Raw genomic sequence first — 16,667 nt, 5'->3', positions numbered from 1 at the left:
CATATGTCCACTTACGTAATGAGCCTCGCCGGCCTCGATCCCAGCGGTGGCGCGGGTTTGCTGGCAGATATCAAAACCTTTGAAGCGCACCGGCTGCGCGGGCTGGGCGTTTGCACGGCCCTCACCGCGCAAACAGACAGCGAATTCCTGGGCGTGGAATGGCTGCCGGCCGACAAGATCATTGCCCAGGCATTGCCGCTGCTGGAAAAATTCCCGGTCGAGTATTGCAAAGTGGGCATCGTTTCTCATCCCGACGTGCTGGCCGAAGTATTCCAGGCCCTGCGCAAAATAACGCCCGGCCTGCAGTTCATCCTCGACCCGGTACTGAAAGCGTCTGCCGGTTATGTTTTTCATTCCGCTATTTACAGGCAGTGGGAAGCCGTGCTTCCCTACCTGCGCCTGCTCACGCCTAACTACGACGAAGCCGTGGCCATGAGCGGCGAGCCGCATGCGGAAAAGGGCGCGCAGCAGATGTCACGGCACTGCGCCGTGCTGCTGAAAGGCGGTCACCGTACAGAACGCACAGGCTGGGATACGCTGTACGAGGGCGGCACAGCGCTGGAACTTGAGCCGCTCTCCGGCGGGGCATTCCCCAAGCACGGCTCCGGCTGCGTGCTTTCCGCCGCCATCACGGCATCGCTGGCAAAAGGATTGTCGCTGGCGGAAGCCTGCCGGGAAGGCAAGGCCTATACTTACAAATACCTGCAAAGCAGCCCGTCGTTATTGGGCTGGCACGAGATGCAGGCTGTTCAGCATACTTTTTAAAACAAACAAAAATGGAACGACTCTTATACATCTCCCAACAAACACCCGGTGCTTCGCATGCGGAAAATATCCGCGCAGCCTGCGAAGCCGGTTGCCGCTGGATACAATTGCGCGTGAAATCAGGCGATGTATCCGCCATTGCTTTTGAAGCAAAACAGATCTGCGACGCATTCGGCGCCCTGCTTTCCATCAACGACCATCCCACCGTTGCAAGAACTATAGGCGCTTACGGCCTGCATGTTGGCTTACAGGATATGCCGGTGCAGGAAGCGCGCACGATCGTAGGCAGCGGTTGCTGGCTGGGCGGAACGGCCAATACCATCCACGATGCGCGCATGCACGCGGATGCCGGCGCGGATTACATCGGCGCGGGGCCTTTCCGGTTCACTACCACCAAAGAAAAGCTTAGTCCCATCCTTGGCCTGGAAGGATACCGGCAGCTCATGAAAGGCATCGGCAGCAACCTGCCTGTGCTGGCCATCGGCGGCATATTGACGGAAGACATCCCTGCATTGATGGACACCGGCGTGTATGGCATCGCCGTATCCGGGCTCATCACCAACGCGCCTGATAAAAAGGCCGTGGTGGAACAGATCATGCAGCTGTTGCAAAATTGATTCACGCGTAAAAAAATTAAAGATCATGGACCCGCTCATTATAGCAGGACGCACTTTTGAAAGCCGTTTGTTTACCGGCACCGGCAAATTCGGATCGTCAAAAATGATGGAAGAGGCCATACTGGCTTCCGGTTCGGAACTGGTAACCGTGGCGCTTAAGCGCGTGGATACTTCCAACACGCAGCAGGATGGCATGCTGAACGTATTACAATATCCGCACATTCACCTGCTGCCCAACACCTCCGGCGTGCGCACGGCCAGGGAAGCCGTTTACGCCGCACAGCTGGCGCGCGAGGCTTTGGAAACCAACTGGCTCAAGCTGGAGATCCACCCCGATCCCCGGTACCTTTTGCCGGACCCGGTGGAAACGCTGGAAGCCGCGCGCGAGCTGGTGAAGCTGGGCTTCGTGGTGCTGCCGTACATTCATGCGGACCCGGTGCTGTGCAAACGCCTGGAAGATGCAGGCGTGGCGGCGGTTATGCCGCTCGGCTCGCCCATCGGCAGCAATAAAGGGCTGCGCACGCTGGATTTCCTGGAGATCATCATCAGCCAAAGCTCAGTACCGGTGATTGTGGATGCGGGCATCGGCGCGCCTTCGCATGCTGCACAGGCTATGGAGATCGGCGCGGACGCCGTGCTGGTGAATACCGCCATCGCAGTGGCGCAGCAGCCCGCAAAAATGGCGGCTGCCTTCAAACAGGCTGTAGCAGCGGGAAGAGAAGCTTTCCTCGCAGGGCTGGGCGGCGTCAGCACGCAGGCAGTGGCCAGCAGCCCGCTGGTGGCTTTCCTGGACGAGTAATGTCATTATTTGACCATTCAATGTATTGTTATGTCTTTTGAAGATATATTCCGCCGGCACAGCTGGAACGATGTGACGGCGGCCATTTACGCTAAAACGCCGGCCGATGTGGAGCTTGCGCTAAGCCGCCGCCGCCGCACGCCGGAGGATTTTATGGCGCTGGTGTCTCCAGCCGCCGCGCCCTACCTGGAGCAGATGGCACAGCTCAGCAGGCAGCTCACGCAAAAGCGCTTCGGCAGAACCATGCAGCTGTACGCACCCGTTTACCTTTCCAACGAATGCCAGAACATCTGCACCTATTGCGGCTTCAGCTACGACAATCCTCTGCGCCGCCGCACGCTCACCGGCACGGAAATACTCCGCGAAATAGCCGCCGTGCGCGAGCTTGGCTACGAACATGTGCTGTTGGTGACCGGGGAAGCGAACCAGACAGTGGGCATGGATTATTTCCGCAAAGCGCTCCCGTTATTCAGGCAGCATTTCGCCCAGGTGTCTATGGAAGTGCAGCCGATGGAGCAGGAGGATTATGAACAGCTCATCCCGCTCGGCCTCCATTCCGTACTCGTTTACCAGGAAACCTACCATGAAGAAGATTACCGCAAACATCACCCGAAAGGAAAAAAATCACGATTCGGTTACCGGCTTCAAACCCCGGACAGGCTTGGGCTGGCGGGTATTCACAAAATAGGGTTGGGCGTGCTGATCGGCCTCGAAGACTGGCGCACGGACAGCTTCTTCACCGCGCTCCATCTCGATTACCTGCAAAGAACCTATTGGCAAACCCGCTACAGCATTTCCTTCCCCCGGTTACGGCCCTTTTCAGGCGGCCTTGCACCCAAAGTGGATATGAGCGACCGGGAGCTGGTGCAGCTCATCTGCGCCTACCGCCTTTTCAGCGAGGAAGTAGAATTGAGCCTCTCCACCCGTGAAAACCGGCATTTCCGCGACCATCTCGTGCAGCTGGGCATTACCACCATGAGCGCGGGCAGTAAAACAAACCCGGGAGGCTATTCGGTAGACCCTCAATCGCTGGAGCAGTTCGAGATCAGCGACGAAAGAACGGCGGCCGAAGTGGCCGGCATGATCCGTGGGCAGGGGTATGAGCCGGTATGGAAGGACTGGAGCGAGTTTCAGTGACGGGAAGCCTCGGTAGCACAACTGGTCCGGGAACCGCTTTCGTCAGCTGACGAACGGCGGAAGGCCGATTCTGTAAAAATTCGCGCAGGAATTGCAGCCATCCTCCTAACTTTGCAACATGGATCAGTTGACGGGGAAGATGTACACTATGCAGTTCTGGTTGCTGTGCTTCAGCAACCTGTTATTTTCCGCCAGCTTCAACATGATGATCCCAGAACTACCCGCTTACCTTACCAGCCTGGGAGGTGCGGAATACAAAGGATATATCATCGGGTTATTCACCTTAATGGCCGGCCTCAGCCGCCCTTTTTCCGGTAAGCTTACGGATACGATCGGCCGCGTGCCGGTAATGGTGTTTGGTTCTGTTGTTTGCGTGGTCTGCAGCCTCCTGTACCCTTTGATCAGCTCCGTGGGCGCTTTTCTCCTCCTGCGCTTCTTCCACGGGTTCTCCACCGGCTTCAAACCCACGGGCACCTCGGCTTATGTGGCGGACATGGTGCCGTTCAACCGCCGGGCGGAAGCCATGGGCATGGTAGGGCTTTTCAGCACTATCGGGCTTTCGCTGGGGCCTTCCATCGGCGGCTCCATCGCCAATGCCTGGGGTATTACGGTGATGTTCCAGGTTTCAGCGGTATTTGCCCTGCTTTCCGTGGTGATCCTTATCGGGATGAAAGAAACATTGCACAACCGCCAAAGCTTCAGGCCCGCGCTACTGAAGGTTTCCAGGCAGGAAATATTTGAGCCGCTGGTGCTCGCCCCGGCGTTGATCACTTTCCTCACTTATTTCAGCTACGGCGCATTGCTCACCATTATCCCGGATTTCAGCGCGCATCTCGGCCTTCAGAATAAAGGGCTTTTCTTTACCTTCTTCACGGCCAGCTCCATCGGTATACGGCTGCTGGCGGGCAAGGCGTCCGACAAATACGGCCGCGTGCCCCTGCTGAAAATATCCGCCACCCTCATGGCCGTTTCTATGCTGATGATCGCATGGGCGGGGTCGCCCGCGGCCTTGCTGGCCGGCGCACTCGTGTATGGCGTGGCATTGGGCATCAACAGCCCCGCCGTTACCGCCTGGACGATCGACCTCGGCCTGCCCGAACACCGCGGGCGCGCCCTGGGCAGCATGTACATCGCGCTGGAAGCGGGCATCGGGCTGGGGGCTTTCTTTTCCGCACAGTGGTATAACAACGACCCGGCGCACTTTGCACGGGTGTTCTATATCATGGCCATCGTTACCATCCTTGCCACCATTTACCTGATGTTCATTTACCGGAACAAATATGTGAGATATATGCGGAAAGCGATCCGCGCTTATGCCAGCAGGCATTGAGAACCTTAGAATTGTCCTCTCTCAAAACGAAGTTTTCCTAAAAACACCTGCCCGATGGAAGCGGCTTTTACCTTGGCGGTAGAGGCGCGCGGGCCGCGGAACAATTCATCTACCGTAGCATGGAAAAGGGCGATCCACTGGTCGAAGTGGGGTTTATCTATTGGCAGGCTGCGGTGTTTGGCGTAGGGCGCGCCCTGGTATTCCATAATGCCCAGCAGCTGGGCGCCCCAGAAGCGGTACATAGTCTGAAGATGCTTTTCCCATGCCTCAGGAGCGATCTTCTCCGCGAAAACCGGCCCCAATAAAGCATCCTGCTGGATCTTCCCGTAAAACGTATCCACCAGCAGCTGTATATCTTCTATTTGCTCTATGTCGCGCATGCTGCAAAGTTCGGATTTCCTATGTTTCCCGCCGATGATAAAGATCAGTTCCCTGGCTTACGGTGGCGCTCAAAGCCGATCTCATCGCGGGAATTGTTCTCCCATTCGATTATTTCTCCCAGGAATTTCTCGATGTAACGGGTTACGTTCTCCTCTGTAATTTCTTCCGGCTCAATGGTTTCCAGCATGTCGGTCTTCGGCTTTTCCTCCGTCATCCCGTCTATGAACGGGTAGCTGATCCATACGATGATCTGCCCGTTGCGCGTCTGCGAAAAGGAAAGGAAACCGCCGATCTTCATTTTCTGCACCACGCTGAAAGGCGATTGCTCCACGATGCCGCTGGGCTCATGGTCAAAAACGAGGTATACGGCTTCCAGGCCCAGCATCAGATCGTTGGCGCCCGCTTTCCAGTTCAGCTTGTATTGCTCAGTAACACCGTTAAGGAACTGGATCAGGAACGGCTTGGACCGTGCCCGCCAGCATTCGCGGCGCTCCTGTACTTTCTGCAATACGGCTGTATATTGTTGGGTGAGTTCGCTGATATTTTCCATATAGAAAAAATGAAGGCTGCGCCTTCGCGGCGCAGCCTTATGAAAAATTTAAAGTTGTTCGTATAACTTCCGCAAACGGTCGCGGGTCATTTTCTGCTGCCAGTCCTTGCCCAGCGCGTTTTCCCAAAGCGGGGCCAGGCCCATGCTCACGTCGATCATCTTCTCGAAATCATTATCGGTAAGCCCTTTGGTAATGTGCTGCGGTATTTCCACCTGGTGCTTCTCCACCATCTGCTTGAATTCTTTCACGCCGGCGGGATAAAATTCCTCCAGCTTGTCGAACACTATGCAGTTGCCGATGCCGTGTTTGGTGCCCAGCAGGTAGCTGAGGCCGTAGCTCACGGCGTGCGCCACGCCCACCTGCGAATACGCGATGCTCATGCCGCCCGCATAAGAGGCCATCATCAGTTTTTCATCAGCGTCATCGTCCCAGTGGTCTTTCTTCAGGTAAATCTCCTGGCAAAGCTCCAGCGCCTTTTCGCCGTAAGAACGGCTGAAAGCATTGAGGTATGTGCCTTCCAGCGATTCGATGCAATGGATGTAGCAGTCCATGGCGGTGTAGAAGCGCTGGTTCACGGGAGCGTTTTTGATCAGCTCTGGATCCAGCACGATCTGGTCGAAAGGCGTATAGTCGGAGTTCATCCCCAGCTTTTTGGTGGGGCCGGTGAGCACGGTGGTTCTGCTCACTTCGGCGCCGGTGCCGGAAAGGGTGGGAATGCCAACTTTATAAACTGCGGGATTTTTAATAAGGTCCCAGCCCTGGTAATCCGCGGAGGAGCCGGGGTTGGTCATCATGAGCGAAACCGCCTTGGCCATGTCCATCGTGGAGCCGCCGCCGATGCCGATGATGCCGCTTACTTCGCCGAACTCAGCTTTCAGCTCATCTCTCAAGCGGTCCACGTACACGGTTTTAGGCTCGTGGGTCACGTCTATGAACACGATCTTGTCTTTCCCGCGCAAGGGAATGCGGGAAACAAAAGGCTGGTTGCCTTCAAAGAAGTGGTCCACGAAAAATATCATCGGCGCATCGCCTTTGCGGTGGGGGGCAATGATTTCGTCCACCTGGTTGAACGCGCCGCGGCCGAAAATGACGTAACCTACCAGTTTAAAGTTTCTGAATTTCATGTATTCACAAAGTTTGCTGTTCTGTAATTATTTCTCCAGCAGCCTGGAAGCGCGTTCCAGGTCTTCCGGTGTATCAATTTCCACGCCCATGTAATCGGTCACGACCATTTTCATAGGAATGCCGTTTTCCAGGTAACGCAGGCATTCGATCTTTTCAGCGGCTTCCAGCGGGCTCATGGGCGTACGCGTGAATTGCAGCAGGGCATCGCGGCGGAAAGCGTAAATGCCGATGTGCTCGTAATACACGCTGTTCACGTCTTTATCGCGCGGGTAAGGTATCACGGAGCGGGAAAAGAAAAGAGCGTTGAAATCCTTGTCCACAGTCACTTTCACGAAGTTCGGGTCTTCTATGTCCTTCCATTCTTTCAGCACCTGCATCAGCGAAGCCACCTGCACTTTTTTGCCTTCTTCGCCTTCGAAAACCTTCAGCAGTTTTTCCAGCGGTTCTTTCTGCGTGAAGGGTGTGTCGCCCTGCACGTTCACCACTATGTCCACGTCCATATTTTCCACGGCTTCGGCAATACGGTCGGACCCGCTTTCGTGCTCGCGTTTGCTCATCACGGCCTTTCCGCCGTTGCGGGTGATCTCTTCATAGATCACGTCGCTGTCGGTTACGACCATCACTTCGTCGAACACGCCGGTGGCGCGGGTGGATTCGTAAGTGCGCCAGATGACGGTTTTCCCTGCCAGCACGGCCATCATTTTGCCCGGGAACCGCGTGGCGGCATATCTTGCCGGGATCAATGCTATTTTCTTCATGTGCAATGCTTGGAATTATAAAACACTTTTCACCGCGGCGGCCAGTTTGGCGGCACGTTCGCGCAGTTCTTCTTCCGTCCAGGCGAGGCTGATGGGGAAGGAAATGCAGCGGCCGATGATCGCGTCGGAAGCCGGGAATTCTTTGGTTTTATACTGGGCAAGCGCTTCGGCCAGCGGCGCGGCAAAGCGCGTGAGGGACGATACTGCTTTGAGATGGTCCCATTTGCGGAAGTAATGCCAGTTGTTGTCGAACCAGTGGAATGCGGGCAGGCCGGCGGCTTTGATGGCCTTGGTGGCTGCGCGTGCGGTTTCCAGGTCGGGCAGGAAGAAGGTGAGGTGCGTGCAGCTGTCGCCCTCCGGATCGGGGATGCGGCGGAAGGTTATGCCGGGCACTTCTGCCAGCGCGGCTTTCAGTACTTCTTTATTGTTACGGAGGATGGCCAGGAATTTATCCAGCTTTCGGATCTGCGCCAGGCCTACAGCGGCGTGCAGCTCGGAGATGCGGAAGTTGTAGCCCAGGTGAGGGTGCCCGTCCGCGCCACGGTCGGCGCCGCCCAGGTGGTCGTGCCCATGGTCAGAATACGCGTCGCATTTGGTGTAAACGTCTTCGTCGTTCGTGATGATGGCCCCGCCTTCGGCGCAGGTGATGGTCTTCACGAAGTCGAAGGAGAAGGTGCCCGCGTGGCCGATGGAGCCGAGCGCGCGGCCTTTATAGGTAGCGCCGGTGGATTGACAGGCGTCTTCCAGCAGCAGCAGGTTATGTTCTTTACAGATGGCCATCAGCGCATCCAGGTCTGCCATGGAACCGCACATATGCACGGGCATGATGGCTTTTGTTTTGGGCGTGATGGCGGCTTTTACCGCTTCAGGGGCAAGGGTGAGGGTATCGTCCACATCCACCAGCACGGGCGTGGCGCCAACGCTCAGCACGGCTTCGAAGCTGGCAACGAACGTGAAGGTGGGCATGATCACCTCGTCGCCCGCGCCCAGGCCCAGGGACGCCATAGCGGTGGTGAGGGCGGTGGTGCCGCTGGAGGTCAGCTGTGCATACTTAACGTTGAATCTTTCGCAGAGCGCCTGCTCCAGTTCTTTGGCTTTCCAGATGCCTTTGCGGGGGCCATCGAAGCCGTAACGCATGTAAATGCCTGTTTCCAGTACGTCATTTACTTCCTTTTTCTCTTCAGCGCCAAATAGTTCAAATCCGGGCATATTGATTTAATTTTTGTAGTTGTGCAAAGGTAGAACAATCCCGGAATGCGTAAATGATAAAAACTGTTTATCTTTTGCTAAAAATTTACCATGCGTTCGCTCGTCATTATCATTGCCCTTATCTCCATTTCCGCTGTTAATCCGCTCCGGGCGCAGGATCCGGAAGTTACCCGCATTAAAGCGCTGATGGATGCCCAGCTAAAAGCCTGGAACGCCGGAAACCTGGAGGGTTTTATGGATACCTACTGGAAGTCGGACTCCCTGCTTTTTATCGGTAAAAAAGGACTGACGTATGGCTGGCAGGCTACGCTGGACAACTACCGCAAGTCCTATCCCGGCAAAGAAGGCATGGGCACGCTGGCTTTTAACCTGCTGGAATTTAAAAAACTGCCCGGCGATACGTATTTTGTTGTGGGGCAATGGAGCCTGACCCGCACCATCAGCAACCTTTCCGGTCATTTCTCCATTCTCCTGCGCAAGATCAGCGGTGAATGGAAGATCGTGGCGGACCATTCCAGTTAAACAAAACAAACATGACTATGTTCCAGACTTTGGGAGTTACAGAGATCATTTTGATCATATTCATACTGGCCCTCATAATGCTGGCTGGCATCGGCCTTTACTTTCTTCTGCGCAGGAAATAACCGGCCGGTTATTAAAACTGCCCGGCGATATGTATTTTGTGTATACATCTGAACCTGCCATGCACAAACCTTTCACTTTATTCCCGGCGCTCCTGCTGGCCGCTTTCTCCCTGAAGGCGCAAACCAGCGCGGATATTCTCATCAAAAACGCCCGCATCATCGATGGTACAGGCAACAGCTGGTACTACGGGGAAATCGCCGTGAAAGACGGACGCATCCTTCAAACAAGCCGCATGCCGCTGAACATCACCGCCACCCGCACCATAGACGCGGGCGGCAAAGTGGCAGCCCCCGGTTTCATTGACGTGCACACCCATATCGAAGGCGACGAGTTCAAAGTGCCTACCGCGGAAAGTTTTATCCACGACGGCGTAACCACCGTGGTAACGGGCAACTGCGGCTCTTCCAACGTAGATCTCGGTAAATATTTCTACCAGCTGGATAGCATGAAACTCTCCATCAACGCAGCCTCCCTCATCGGCCACAACGATGTGCGGCGCGCGGTGATGGGCAGTACAGACCGTGCGCCCAGCGCGGCAGAGCAGCAGCAGATGGAAGCGCTCGTAGAAAAAGCCATGCAGGCCGGCGCTGTAGGCCTTTCCACCGGGCTCATCTATCTTCCCGGCCTTTATGCGAAAACACCTGAAGTGGTAGGCCTTGCGAAAGTAGCGGCGCGCCACGGCGGCGTATATGCCACGCACATGCGCAACGAAGGCGATGCCGTTGAAGCCGCCATCAGCGAAGCGCTCACCATCGGCAGGGAAGCAAAGATCCCCGTGGAAATATCACACTTCAAGATCGGCGGAAAGCAGAACTGGGGCCGTTCCAACGTAACGCTGGCCATGGTGGAAAAAGCCAGGAAAGAGGGCCTGGAAGTAACGATAGACCAATATCCATATACCGCCAGCAGCACCAGCCTGCGCACGATGTTGCCGGACTGGGCATTGTCCGGCGGGCAGGATTCCATCGTGTATCGCCTGAAAGACCCGCTGCTGCGCAAGCGCATCGCTTCCGAAATGACGGCCACGTACAAACGCCGTAAGCTCAAACACCTGGACTATGCCGTGGTGGCGTATTACAGGCAGGACACCACTTACAACGGGAAAAGCATAACGGAGATCAATAAACTCCGCGGCCGCAAATCCAACCTGGCCAACGAAGTGCAGACCATCCTGGATATTTCTGAAGCGGGAAATGCCGGCATGGTGTTCCATGGCATGAGCGAAGAGGATGTGAAATACATCATGCAATACCCATACAACATGTTCGCGTCCGACGCGAGCATCCGTGAATTCGGCGTGGGCGTGCCGCATCCGAGAGGCTACGGCACCAATGCACGGGTGCTGGGCAAATATGTCCGTGAAGAAAAAGTGATCAGGCTGGAAGAAGCGGTAAGAAGAATGACGTCGCTGCCTGCACAGAAATTCCGCCTGCAGCAAAGAGGCCTGCTGCTGCCGGGTTATGCGGCAGACATCGTGGTGTTCGACCCTGAAACCGTAAAGGATCTTTCAACATTCACCGCGCCCCACCAATATTCTACCGGGTTCCAATACGTGCTGGTAAACGGCATTGTAACCCTGGATAACGGGAAACATAGCGGCGCGCGCGGCGGAGCTGTGCTTAAACTGAATCATTGATCTTATTCGCCTCGCTCCTGCGGGCCGAGGCTTAGCATAATGCCGCTGATGATGGACAGCACCACGCTGAAGATCAGCGCCCACCAGAAGTTGTCCACTTTAAAACCTTTCACGAGGCTGCTGGCCCACATTACGATCAATGCATTGATCACCAGCAGGAAGAGGCCTAGCGTGAAGATAGTCACGGGCAGGGTGAGGATCACCAGCACGGGCTTTACGAGGAGGTTCAGCAAACCCAGTACGATGGCCAGTATCAGCGCTGTTGTAAAATCCTGAAGCTTCACCCCCGGGAGAATATAAGCTGTTAGCAAAGCTGCGAGGGCGGTAACGAGTATACGAATAAGTATCCCCATGATAGAAGGAATTTGGCTATAGAGATTACACAAAAAGCATGCTGAATGTTCAGCCCGGCCGTTATATCACGATGAGCTCGTAGAAGTCTTCCCTGTTGTAATATTGCCGGGCAAGCTGCTGTAGTTCTGCGGCAGTAATGGTTTTGATGGTACGGATGTTATTGTAGAAATAATTTTCGTCGAGATCGTTCAGGATAAGGTTCTTCCACCGCTGTATCACCTGGAAAGCACCGTCCAGGTCGCCCAGGATGGAGCCGATCATAAAATTCCTCACCAGGCTCAGCTCTTCTTCCGGTATTTCCTCTTTCAGCAGGCGATCCATTTCTTTGTAGACCTCTGTTAACGTCGCCTCGCACACATCACGGCCCGCTTCGGTGGAAATGTTGATGCCGCTTACCTGGCGGAAGTTGTAAAGCTGCGAATGAATGCCGTAGGTGTATCCTTTTTCTTCCCTGATATTGCTCATCAACCGTGAACCGAAGTAGCCGCCAAAAATGGTGTTCAGCACCAGCATCTTCGGAAAGTCGGGATGGTAGCGGTTTGGAAAAGGTCTTGCCACACGCACTGCGCCCTGTACGCCGTTCTCATCGTTAAAAATGCGGTATTTCTTTTCTTCGGCGGGCAATATGGGAATTTCGGGGCGTAAGGTCGTCGTCTCCCCGTTCCATTGTGTGCTGCCGAAGTACTGGTTCAGCAGGGGAATGATATTGGCGGGAAGGTTTCCGGCAATGAATATCTTACAGTTGGCGTAGTTGTAATGCCGCTGGTAGAAGGCTTTCAGGCTTTCGGTCTGCAACGCGTCGTACGCTTCCATGCTGCTCACGCGGCCATAAGGGTGAAATTCCCCGAAGAGATATTTATCGATATGGCGGTTGGCCACGAACTCGCATTTTTGCAGGTTCACAGCCAGCTTCTGCTTCATGTTCTGGGAATAAATGGCCAGCTCTTCTTCGGGAAACGCCGGGTCGAGGATCACTTCCTGGAGAATGGGCAGCAGCTCTGGCGTGTGTTTGGTCAAACAGTGAAGGGTATACGTCGCATTCTCGTGGTAACAGTTACGGTTGAGATAAGCGCCGAAATACTCGGCCATTTCATTGATCTGCAAGGCAGAATGTTTGCTGGTGCCGTTCTTCATCAAAAAGTTGGTCGCGGAGGCAACCAGGTTCTCGGTTTCGTACCAGCTGCCTGCCGGGAATACCAGTTCCAGCTGCACCGTTTCCTGCTCTTCCGAGCGCACCACGTACACGGGAATTCCATTGTCCAGCTTGAACAGCTCGTACGGTTTCAGCAATACTTCAAAATCCACTGCGTCTTTTATAGCGGGGGCCTGGCTTCTGTTGATCATATCTTTAATTTCCTGCGTAATAATGAATGGTATTGGAGTTCTTCTCTGAAAAAATAATCTGCGCTTCGTCCTGGATCTCTTTGGCGGTCACCTTTTCGTAGTTGTCGAATTCGCTGTTCATCAACGAAGCGTCGCCAAGCAGTTCGTAGAAGGCAAGATTGTTGGCCCGGCTCAGCAGGCCCATGTCTTCAAACGCCAGCATGCTTTCCACGCGGTTCTTCACCTTTTGCAGCTCCCTTTCCGGGATGGTCTGCTGCTGTACTTTTACCAGCTCTTCCTGGATGGCCTTTTCGGCGTCTTTCATTTTTACGCCTTTCACCAGCTTGCCGTCTATCGCCAGCAGCCCCGCGTCGAGGCTGCCGAAGTGGTAGCAGTCGATGTTGCTGAAGAGTTTCTTTTCTTTCACCAGCACCTGGTGCAGGCGCGAAGAACCGCCGCCGCTGAGGATGTCGCTCAGCAGATCCGCCGTATAATAGCGCTGGTCGTTGCGCGGGTAGATGTGATAGGTTTTGTACAGCGCATCCAGCGGCACTTTGCTTTTTATTTCGAGCATGTGCGCTTCCTGCTGCGGAGGCTCCACGGGCAGATTGCGGACGTATTTTTCACCGCTGGGAATGTCGCCGAACCATTTCTCGGCCAGCGCTTTCACCTGTGCGGTGGTCACTTTACCGGCTACTACGAGGATCGCATTGATGGGGCGGTAGTGCCGGAAGAAAAATGATTTCACATCATCCAGCTTCGCCTGTTCAATATGCGCCAGCTCCCGCCCGATGGTCATCCAGCGATAGGGATGGCGGCTGTAGGCCAGCTCGCGCATCTTATGCCATACGTCGCCGTAAGGTTTGTTGATGTAATGTTCCTTGAATTCTTCGGTAACCACTTTCCGCTGCACTTCCAGGCTTTTTTCTGAAAAGGCCAGGCTCAGCATACGGTCGCTTTCCAGCCAGAAGGCCGTTTCCAGGTTCTCGGCGGGCAGCTCTATGTAATAATTGGTAAGGTCGTTGGTGGTGTAGGCATTGTTCTCTCCCCCGGCCATCTGCAAAGGTTCGTCGTATTCCGGGATGTTGATGGAACCGCCGAACATCAGGTGTTCAAAAAGATGCGCAAAGCCCGTCTGCGCCGGATCTTCGTCTCTTGCGCCCACGTCGTACATCACATTTACCACCGCCATCGGCGTAGTGGAATCTTCGTGTACGATCACCCGTAACCCGTTATCTAAAGTGAATCTGTTAAAATGAACCATATGCTATTGATAATAAAAGCCATTCGGCCGTTAATCTGCCAAAACATACAAATTTACGACAAATGCAGTTAGCTACAATATGCTCCTGATCGGTAGTTTTTTCAGCATCAGCTCCCCGTCGCGCATAATAAGCAGGGTGGGCCGGGTGCCGATGTTCTTCAGGATGTCCCGGTAAACCTGGAGGTTGCTGGTGAAATTGTTGTTGATAGCCAGCACAAAGTCGCCGGGCCTGAAGCCGGCCTTCTCCGCGGGGGAGTTCTTGATCACATCGGTGACCTCTATCCGGTTGTCTATCAGGTAAATAATGAGGCCGGTGTAGGAATAATCGAACTGGTCGCGGAAGTGCGTGTTCGGCATAAGGTGGATCTCCTTTTTCGCGTAATTGAGCGTGAGGTTGAACCGCCGCAGGAGGTCGTTGCCGATCATGCCGGCCAGGGAGGGGTAGGAAGTAATATTGGTAACGTCGTCGAACAGGTAAGTTGGCACGTTCCTGAAATTATACGAGCCCACCCTGAACTCGTTCATGGTAGTGATGTACATCTGCATTTTCCCGCCCAGGCCCTGCGCTTCGGTGGGTATCACCTTGGCCTTGCGCTTCACCAGCAGGGAACTGTCTTTCACGAACTGCGTGCTCAGCAGCAGGCACATGCCGGCGCCGGTATCGAAATAATAGCGGTGGTTCACGTTATGTTTGCCGCTGCGCAGCGCTGAAGTGACCACGGGTATGAAGGTGAGGTTAGGCTTCAGCATATGCCCGCCGCGCGGGTATTTGAAGCGGCCGTGCGACCAGATAAGGATCTCTTCCTTGTCGTAATCCACCTGGAAAATATAACGGCTCAGCAGGCTGTAACCCATGATGCCGTCTATCTGGATACCGTATACCTGGCTGATCAGCTCGTAGTTGTTGACATGGAAATCCAGGCTGTCTACCTGCAAGCCGGGCAGGTGCAGGGTGTTATCGGAGGCGAAGGAAATATTTTTGCTGGCTACCAGGCCCCTCACTACTTTGTCGGACGGGGTGAGCTTAAGGCCGAGGTTGATGCAGGTGGTGGTATCGAGGGAAATGCCGGCGCTGCCGGTATCCAGCAGGAACTGGAGGGTATCCGGGAAGTTGTTGAGCCGGGCTGAGATCACCACTACGCCGCCATAGTATTGTTTGAATGGGAAACGGGTGATCAGCCGGGCTTCCGGCTCGGAGGTGTTCTCGGTATCCTGCGCCAGGGCAGGGATGGTAAACAGCAGGCACAGGACGATAACGTGAAAAATTGCTTTAGCTCCCATAATCGAAAGATGCTATGCATCGGTGTTTACCTAAATTTAACATTTCTGGTCAAACCGCCTTCATCTAATTGGTACAAGCGGCAAATAAATTCTCTGGATACCCTACCTTTGTTTTCAAGATGCAATTACAGGACTTATACAAAAAGGCGCAGGAGTTCGGTTTTCTGACAGCGGAGGAAGGGGTGTTTATGTTCCAGAATGCCCCGCTGGCGGAACTGATGGAGATCGCCAACGAGCTAAGGAAACAACAGGTGCCGCATGGCAAGGTTACCTGGCAGATTGACCGGAATGTGAACACGACCAACGTATGTACGGCCAACTGTAAATTCTGCAATTTTTACCGCATTCCCGGCCATAAAGATGCTTATATCACCGGGATCGAAGAATACAAGGTGAAAATAGACGAGACCCTCAAATACGGCGGGGACCAGCTGCTGCTGCAAGGCGGCCACCATCCTGAGCTGGGGCTCAAATTCTATACAGACCTTTTTTCCGAACTGAAATCGCTCTACCCTGAGCTTCGCCTTCACACCCTCGGCCCCCCGGAAGTGGCGCACATCACCAAGCTCGAAAAAAGCACGCATATCGAAGTGCTGCGCGCTTTGCAGGAAGCGGGTATGGACAGCCTGCCCGGCGCCGGCGCGGAGATCCTCAACGACCGTGTACGCCGCCTCATTTCGAAAGGCAAATGCGGCGCGCAGGAGTGGCTGGATGTGATGAGGGCCGCCCATAAGCTCAACATCGCCTCGTCTGCCACCATGATGTTCGGCCATGTGGAAACCGTGCTCGAAAGATTTGAGCACCTGGTGGCCATCCGCCAGGTACAGAGCGAAAAGCCCGAAGGGCATTATGGCTTCACCGCCTTCATCCCCTGGACCTTCCAGGACGTAGATACCCTGCTGGCGCGCATCCGCGGCGTTCACAACATGACCACCTCGGAGGAGTACATCCGTATGATCGCCATGAGCCGCATCATGCTGCCGAATGTAAAGAACATACAGGCATCCTGGCTCACGGTAGGCAAGTCTGTAGCGCAGCTCTGCCTGCATGCCGGCGCCAACGATTTCGGTTCCATCATGATCGAGGAGAACGTGGTAAGCGCCGCCGGGGCACCGCACCGCTTCACTTACAAAAGCATCCAGGAAGCGATCCGCGAAGCCGGATTTGAGCCGCAGCTGCGTAACCAGCTGTACCAGTTCCGCGAGATCCCGCAGCAGATCGAGGAGCAGGTCATTAATTACTGATTTTTCCCCCTTAACAATAGTGAAAAGGCCGCTTCAAAAGAGCGGTCTTTTTTTACGTACTAAATTAACCGGAAATCCGTTCAAGTTTTGACTAATTAATTGATATTTAACTTCTTATCCGCATCAAGTCCACATTATCTCCGCCTCATCTCCATATTTCCGGTATTATTCCATCAGTTTCCCCCGATCATCTCCCGGCCTAACTTTGGTATTGCCTTGATCTGAGCACCATCATGTCTTCATTCTCA

The 16,667-nt window shown here is 54.6% G+C and carries 17 protein-coding genes; 8 read left to right on the top strand and 9 right to left on the bottom strand.

Annotated elements, in window-relative coordinates; all coding sequences use genetic code 11:
• Positions 1-3 precede the first annotated feature (3 nt).
• From ACTJIK_RS02860 to ACTJIK_RS02840, 5 genes are all read left to right on the top strand, one after another.
• Positions 4-765, top strand: coding sequence for a hydroxymethylpyrimidine/phosphomethylpyrimidine kinase (locus tag ACTJIK_RS02860; RefSeq protein ID WP_440644780.1), 762 nt, complete (start codon positions 4-6; stop codon positions 763-765).
• 11 nt (positions 766-776) lie between these two features.
• Positions 777-1,382 carry a thiamine phosphate synthase gene (locus tag ACTJIK_RS02855; protein ID WP_440644779.1) on the top strand — a complete coding sequence of 202 codons (606 nt, stop codon included), beginning with the start codon at positions 777-779 and terminating at the stop codon, positions 1,380-1,382.
• Between the two features lie 25 nt (positions 1,383-1,407).
• Positions 1,408-2,181 carry a thiazole synthase gene (locus ACTJIK_RS02850; protein WP_440644778.1) on the top strand — a complete coding sequence of 258 codons (774 nt, stop codon included), beginning with the start codon at positions 1,408-1,410 and terminating at the stop codon, positions 2,179-2,181.
• Between the two features lie 30 nt (positions 2,182-2,211).
• Positions 2,212-3,318, top strand: coding sequence for a 2-iminoacetate synthase ThiH (thiH, locus tag ACTJIK_RS02845; protein WP_440644777.1), 1,107 nt, complete (start codon positions 2,212-2,214; stop codon positions 3,316-3,318).
• A 118-nt stretch (positions 3,319-3,436) separates the two neighbouring features.
• A complete protein-coding gene (locus ACTJIK_RS02840) occupies positions 3,437-4,648 on the top strand; it encodes an MFS transporter (RefSeq protein ID WP_440644776.1) in 1,212 nt (403 codons plus the stop codon).
• A gap of 5 nt (positions 4,649-4,653) precedes the next feature.
• Here ACTJIK_RS02840 and ACTJIK_RS02835 read toward each other — a convergent pair whose 3' ends face one another.
• The 5 genes from ACTJIK_RS02835 to ACTJIK_RS02815 are packed head-to-tail and all read right to left on the bottom strand — an operon-like array spanning position 4,654 to position 8,672.
• Complete coding sequence (locus ACTJIK_RS02835; protein WP_440644775.1) at positions 4,654-5,028, bottom strand: group III truncated hemoglobin; 375 nt, start codon at positions 5,026-5,028, stop codon at positions 4,654-4,656.
• Positions 5,029-5,072: 44 nt separating this feature from the next.
• Positions 5,073-5,579, bottom strand: a complete 507-nt coding sequence (locus ACTJIK_RS02830) for a hypothetical protein (protein WP_440644774.1) — start codon at positions 5,577-5,579, stop codon at positions 5,073-5,075.
• 48 nt (positions 5,580-5,627) lie between these two features.
• Complete coding sequence (locus ACTJIK_RS02825) at positions 5,628-6,704, bottom strand: iron-containing alcohol dehydrogenase family protein (RefSeq protein ID WP_440644773.1); 1,077 nt, start codon at positions 6,702-6,704, stop codon at positions 5,628-5,630.
• Between the two features lie 27 nt (positions 6,705-6,731).
• Positions 6,732-7,463 carry a 3-deoxy-manno-octulosonate cytidylyltransferase gene (gene kdsB / locus ACTJIK_RS02820; protein ID WP_440644771.1) on the bottom strand — a complete coding sequence of 244 codons (732 nt, stop codon included), beginning with the start codon at positions 7,461-7,463 and terminating at the stop codon, positions 6,732-6,734.
• A 15-nt stretch (positions 7,464-7,478) separates the two neighbouring features.
• A complete protein-coding gene (locus ACTJIK_RS02815; RefSeq protein ID WP_440644770.1) occupies positions 7,479-8,672 on the bottom strand; it encodes a DegT/DnrJ/EryC1/StrS family aminotransferase in 1,194 nt (397 codons plus the stop codon).
• A gap of 90 nt (positions 8,673-8,762) precedes the next feature.
• Between ACTJIK_RS02815 and ACTJIK_RS02810 the strand changes: the two genes are divergently transcribed.
• Both ACTJIK_RS02810 and ACTJIK_RS02805 read left to right on the top strand, forming a co-directional pair.
• On the top strand, positions 8,763-9,194 hold the full coding sequence (locus ACTJIK_RS02810) for a YybH family protein (RefSeq protein ID WP_440644769.1): 432 nt from the start codon (positions 8,763-8,765) through the stop codon (positions 9,192-9,194).
• Positions 9,195-9,345: 151 nt separating this feature from the next.
• On the top strand, positions 9,346-10,953 hold the full coding sequence (locus ACTJIK_RS02805; RefSeq protein ID WP_440644768.1) for an N-acyl-D-amino-acid deacylase family protein: 1,608 nt from the start codon (positions 9,346-9,348) through the stop codon (positions 10,951-10,953).
• A gap of 2 nt (positions 10,954-10,955) precedes the next feature.
• Here ACTJIK_RS02805 and ACTJIK_RS02800 read toward each other — a convergent pair whose 3' ends face one another.
• The 4 genes from ACTJIK_RS02800 to ACTJIK_RS02785 form a co-directional block, all read right to left on the bottom strand.
• Complete coding sequence (locus ACTJIK_RS02800; protein ID WP_440644767.1) at positions 10,956-11,306, bottom strand: phage holin family protein; 351 nt, start codon at positions 11,304-11,306, stop codon at positions 10,956-10,958.
• Positions 11,307-11,367: 61 nt separating this feature from the next.
• Positions 11,368-12,651, bottom strand: coding sequence for a M16 family metallopeptidase (locus tag ACTJIK_RS02795; protein ID WP_440644765.1), 1,284 nt, complete (start codon positions 12,649-12,651; stop codon positions 11,368-11,370).
• A 4-nt stretch (positions 12,652-12,655) separates the two neighbouring features.
• A complete protein-coding gene (locus ACTJIK_RS02790) occupies positions 12,656-13,852 on the bottom strand; it encodes a M16 family metallopeptidase (protein WP_440644764.1) in 1,197 nt (398 codons plus the stop codon).
• 114 nt (positions 13,853-13,966) lie between these two features.
• A complete protein-coding gene (locus ACTJIK_RS02785; RefSeq protein ID WP_440644763.1) occupies positions 13,967-15,175 on the bottom strand; it encodes an aspartyl protease family protein in 1,209 nt (402 codons plus the stop codon).
• A 119-nt stretch (positions 15,176-15,294) separates the two neighbouring features.
• On the opposite strand from ACTJIK_RS02785, the gene mqnC reads away from it, so the two are divergent.
• Entirely contained in the window at positions 15,295-16,419 is a 1,125-nt protein-coding gene (gene mqnC, locus ACTJIK_RS02780; RefSeq protein ID WP_440644762.1) for a cyclic dehypoxanthinyl futalosine synthase, read from the top strand.
• Positions 16,420-16,667 lie beyond the last annotated feature (248 nt).

Source organism: Chitinophaga sp. 22620 (assembly GCF_052044405.1).
Lineage (GTDB): Bacteria > Bacteroidota > Bacteroidia > Chitinophagales > Chitinophagaceae > Chitinophaga.
This window is presented reverse-complemented; position numbering and strand designations above follow the sequence as displayed.

Excerpts from the sequence above, each read along its gene's own strand:
- ACTJIK_RS02860 (WP_440644780.1), top strand. The coding sequence starts at position 4 with ATGTCCACTTACGTAATGAGCCTCGCCGGCCTCGATCCCAGCGGTGGC.
- ACTJIK_RS02855 (WP_440644779.1), top strand. The coding sequence starts at position 777 with ATGGAACGACTCTTATACATCTCCCAACAAACACCCGGTGCTTCGCAT.
- ACTJIK_RS02850 (WP_440644778.1), top strand. The coding sequence starts at position 1,408 with ATGGACCCGCTCATTATAGCAGGACGCACTTTTGAAAGCCGTTTGTTT.
- thiH (WP_440644777.1), top strand. The coding sequence starts at position 2,212 with ATGTCTTTTGAAGATATATTCCGCCGGCACAGCTGGAACGATGTGACG.
- ACTJIK_RS02840 (WP_440644776.1), top strand. The coding sequence starts at position 3,437 with ATGGATCAGTTGACGGGGAAGATGTACACTATGCAGTTCTGGTTGCTG.
- ACTJIK_RS02835 (WP_440644775.1), bottom strand. The coding sequence starts at position 5,028 with ATGCGCGACATAGAGCAAATAGAAGATATACAGCTGCTGGTGGATACG.
- ACTJIK_RS02830 (WP_440644774.1), bottom strand. The coding sequence starts at position 5,579 with ATGGAAAATATCAGCGAACTCACCCAACAATATACAGCCGTATTGCAG.
- ACTJIK_RS02825 (WP_440644773.1), bottom strand. The coding sequence starts at position 6,704 with ATGAAATTCAGAAACTTTAAACTGGTAGGTTACGTCATTTTCGGCCGC.
- kdsB (WP_440644771.1), bottom strand. The coding sequence starts at position 7,463 with ATGAAGAAAATAGCATTGATCCCGGCAAGATATGCCGCCACGCGGTTC.
- ACTJIK_RS02815 (WP_440644770.1), bottom strand. The coding sequence starts at position 8,672 with ATGCCCGGATTTGAACTATTTGGCGCTGAAGAGAAAAAGGAAGTAAAT.
- ACTJIK_RS02810 (WP_440644769.1), top strand. The coding sequence starts at position 8,763 with ATGCGTTCGCTCGTCATTATCATTGCCCTTATCTCCATTTCCGCTGTT.
- ACTJIK_RS02805 (WP_440644768.1), top strand. The coding sequence starts at position 9,346 with ATGTATTTTGTGTATACATCTGAACCTGCCATGCACAAACCTTTCACT.
- ACTJIK_RS02800 (WP_440644767.1), bottom strand. The coding sequence starts at position 11,306 with ATGGGGATACTTATTCGTATACTCGTTACCGCCCTCGCAGCTTTGCTA.
- ACTJIK_RS02795 (WP_440644765.1), bottom strand. The coding sequence starts at position 12,651 with ATGATCAACAGAAGCCAGGCCCCCGCTATAAAAGACGCAGTGGATTTT.
- ACTJIK_RS02785 (WP_440644763.1), bottom strand. The coding sequence starts at position 15,175 with ATGGGAGCTAAAGCAATTTTTCACGTTATCGTCCTGTGCCTGCTGTTT.
- mqnC (WP_440644762.1), top strand. The coding sequence starts at position 15,295 with ATGCAATTACAGGACTTATACAAAAAGGCGCAGGAGTTCGGTTTTCTG.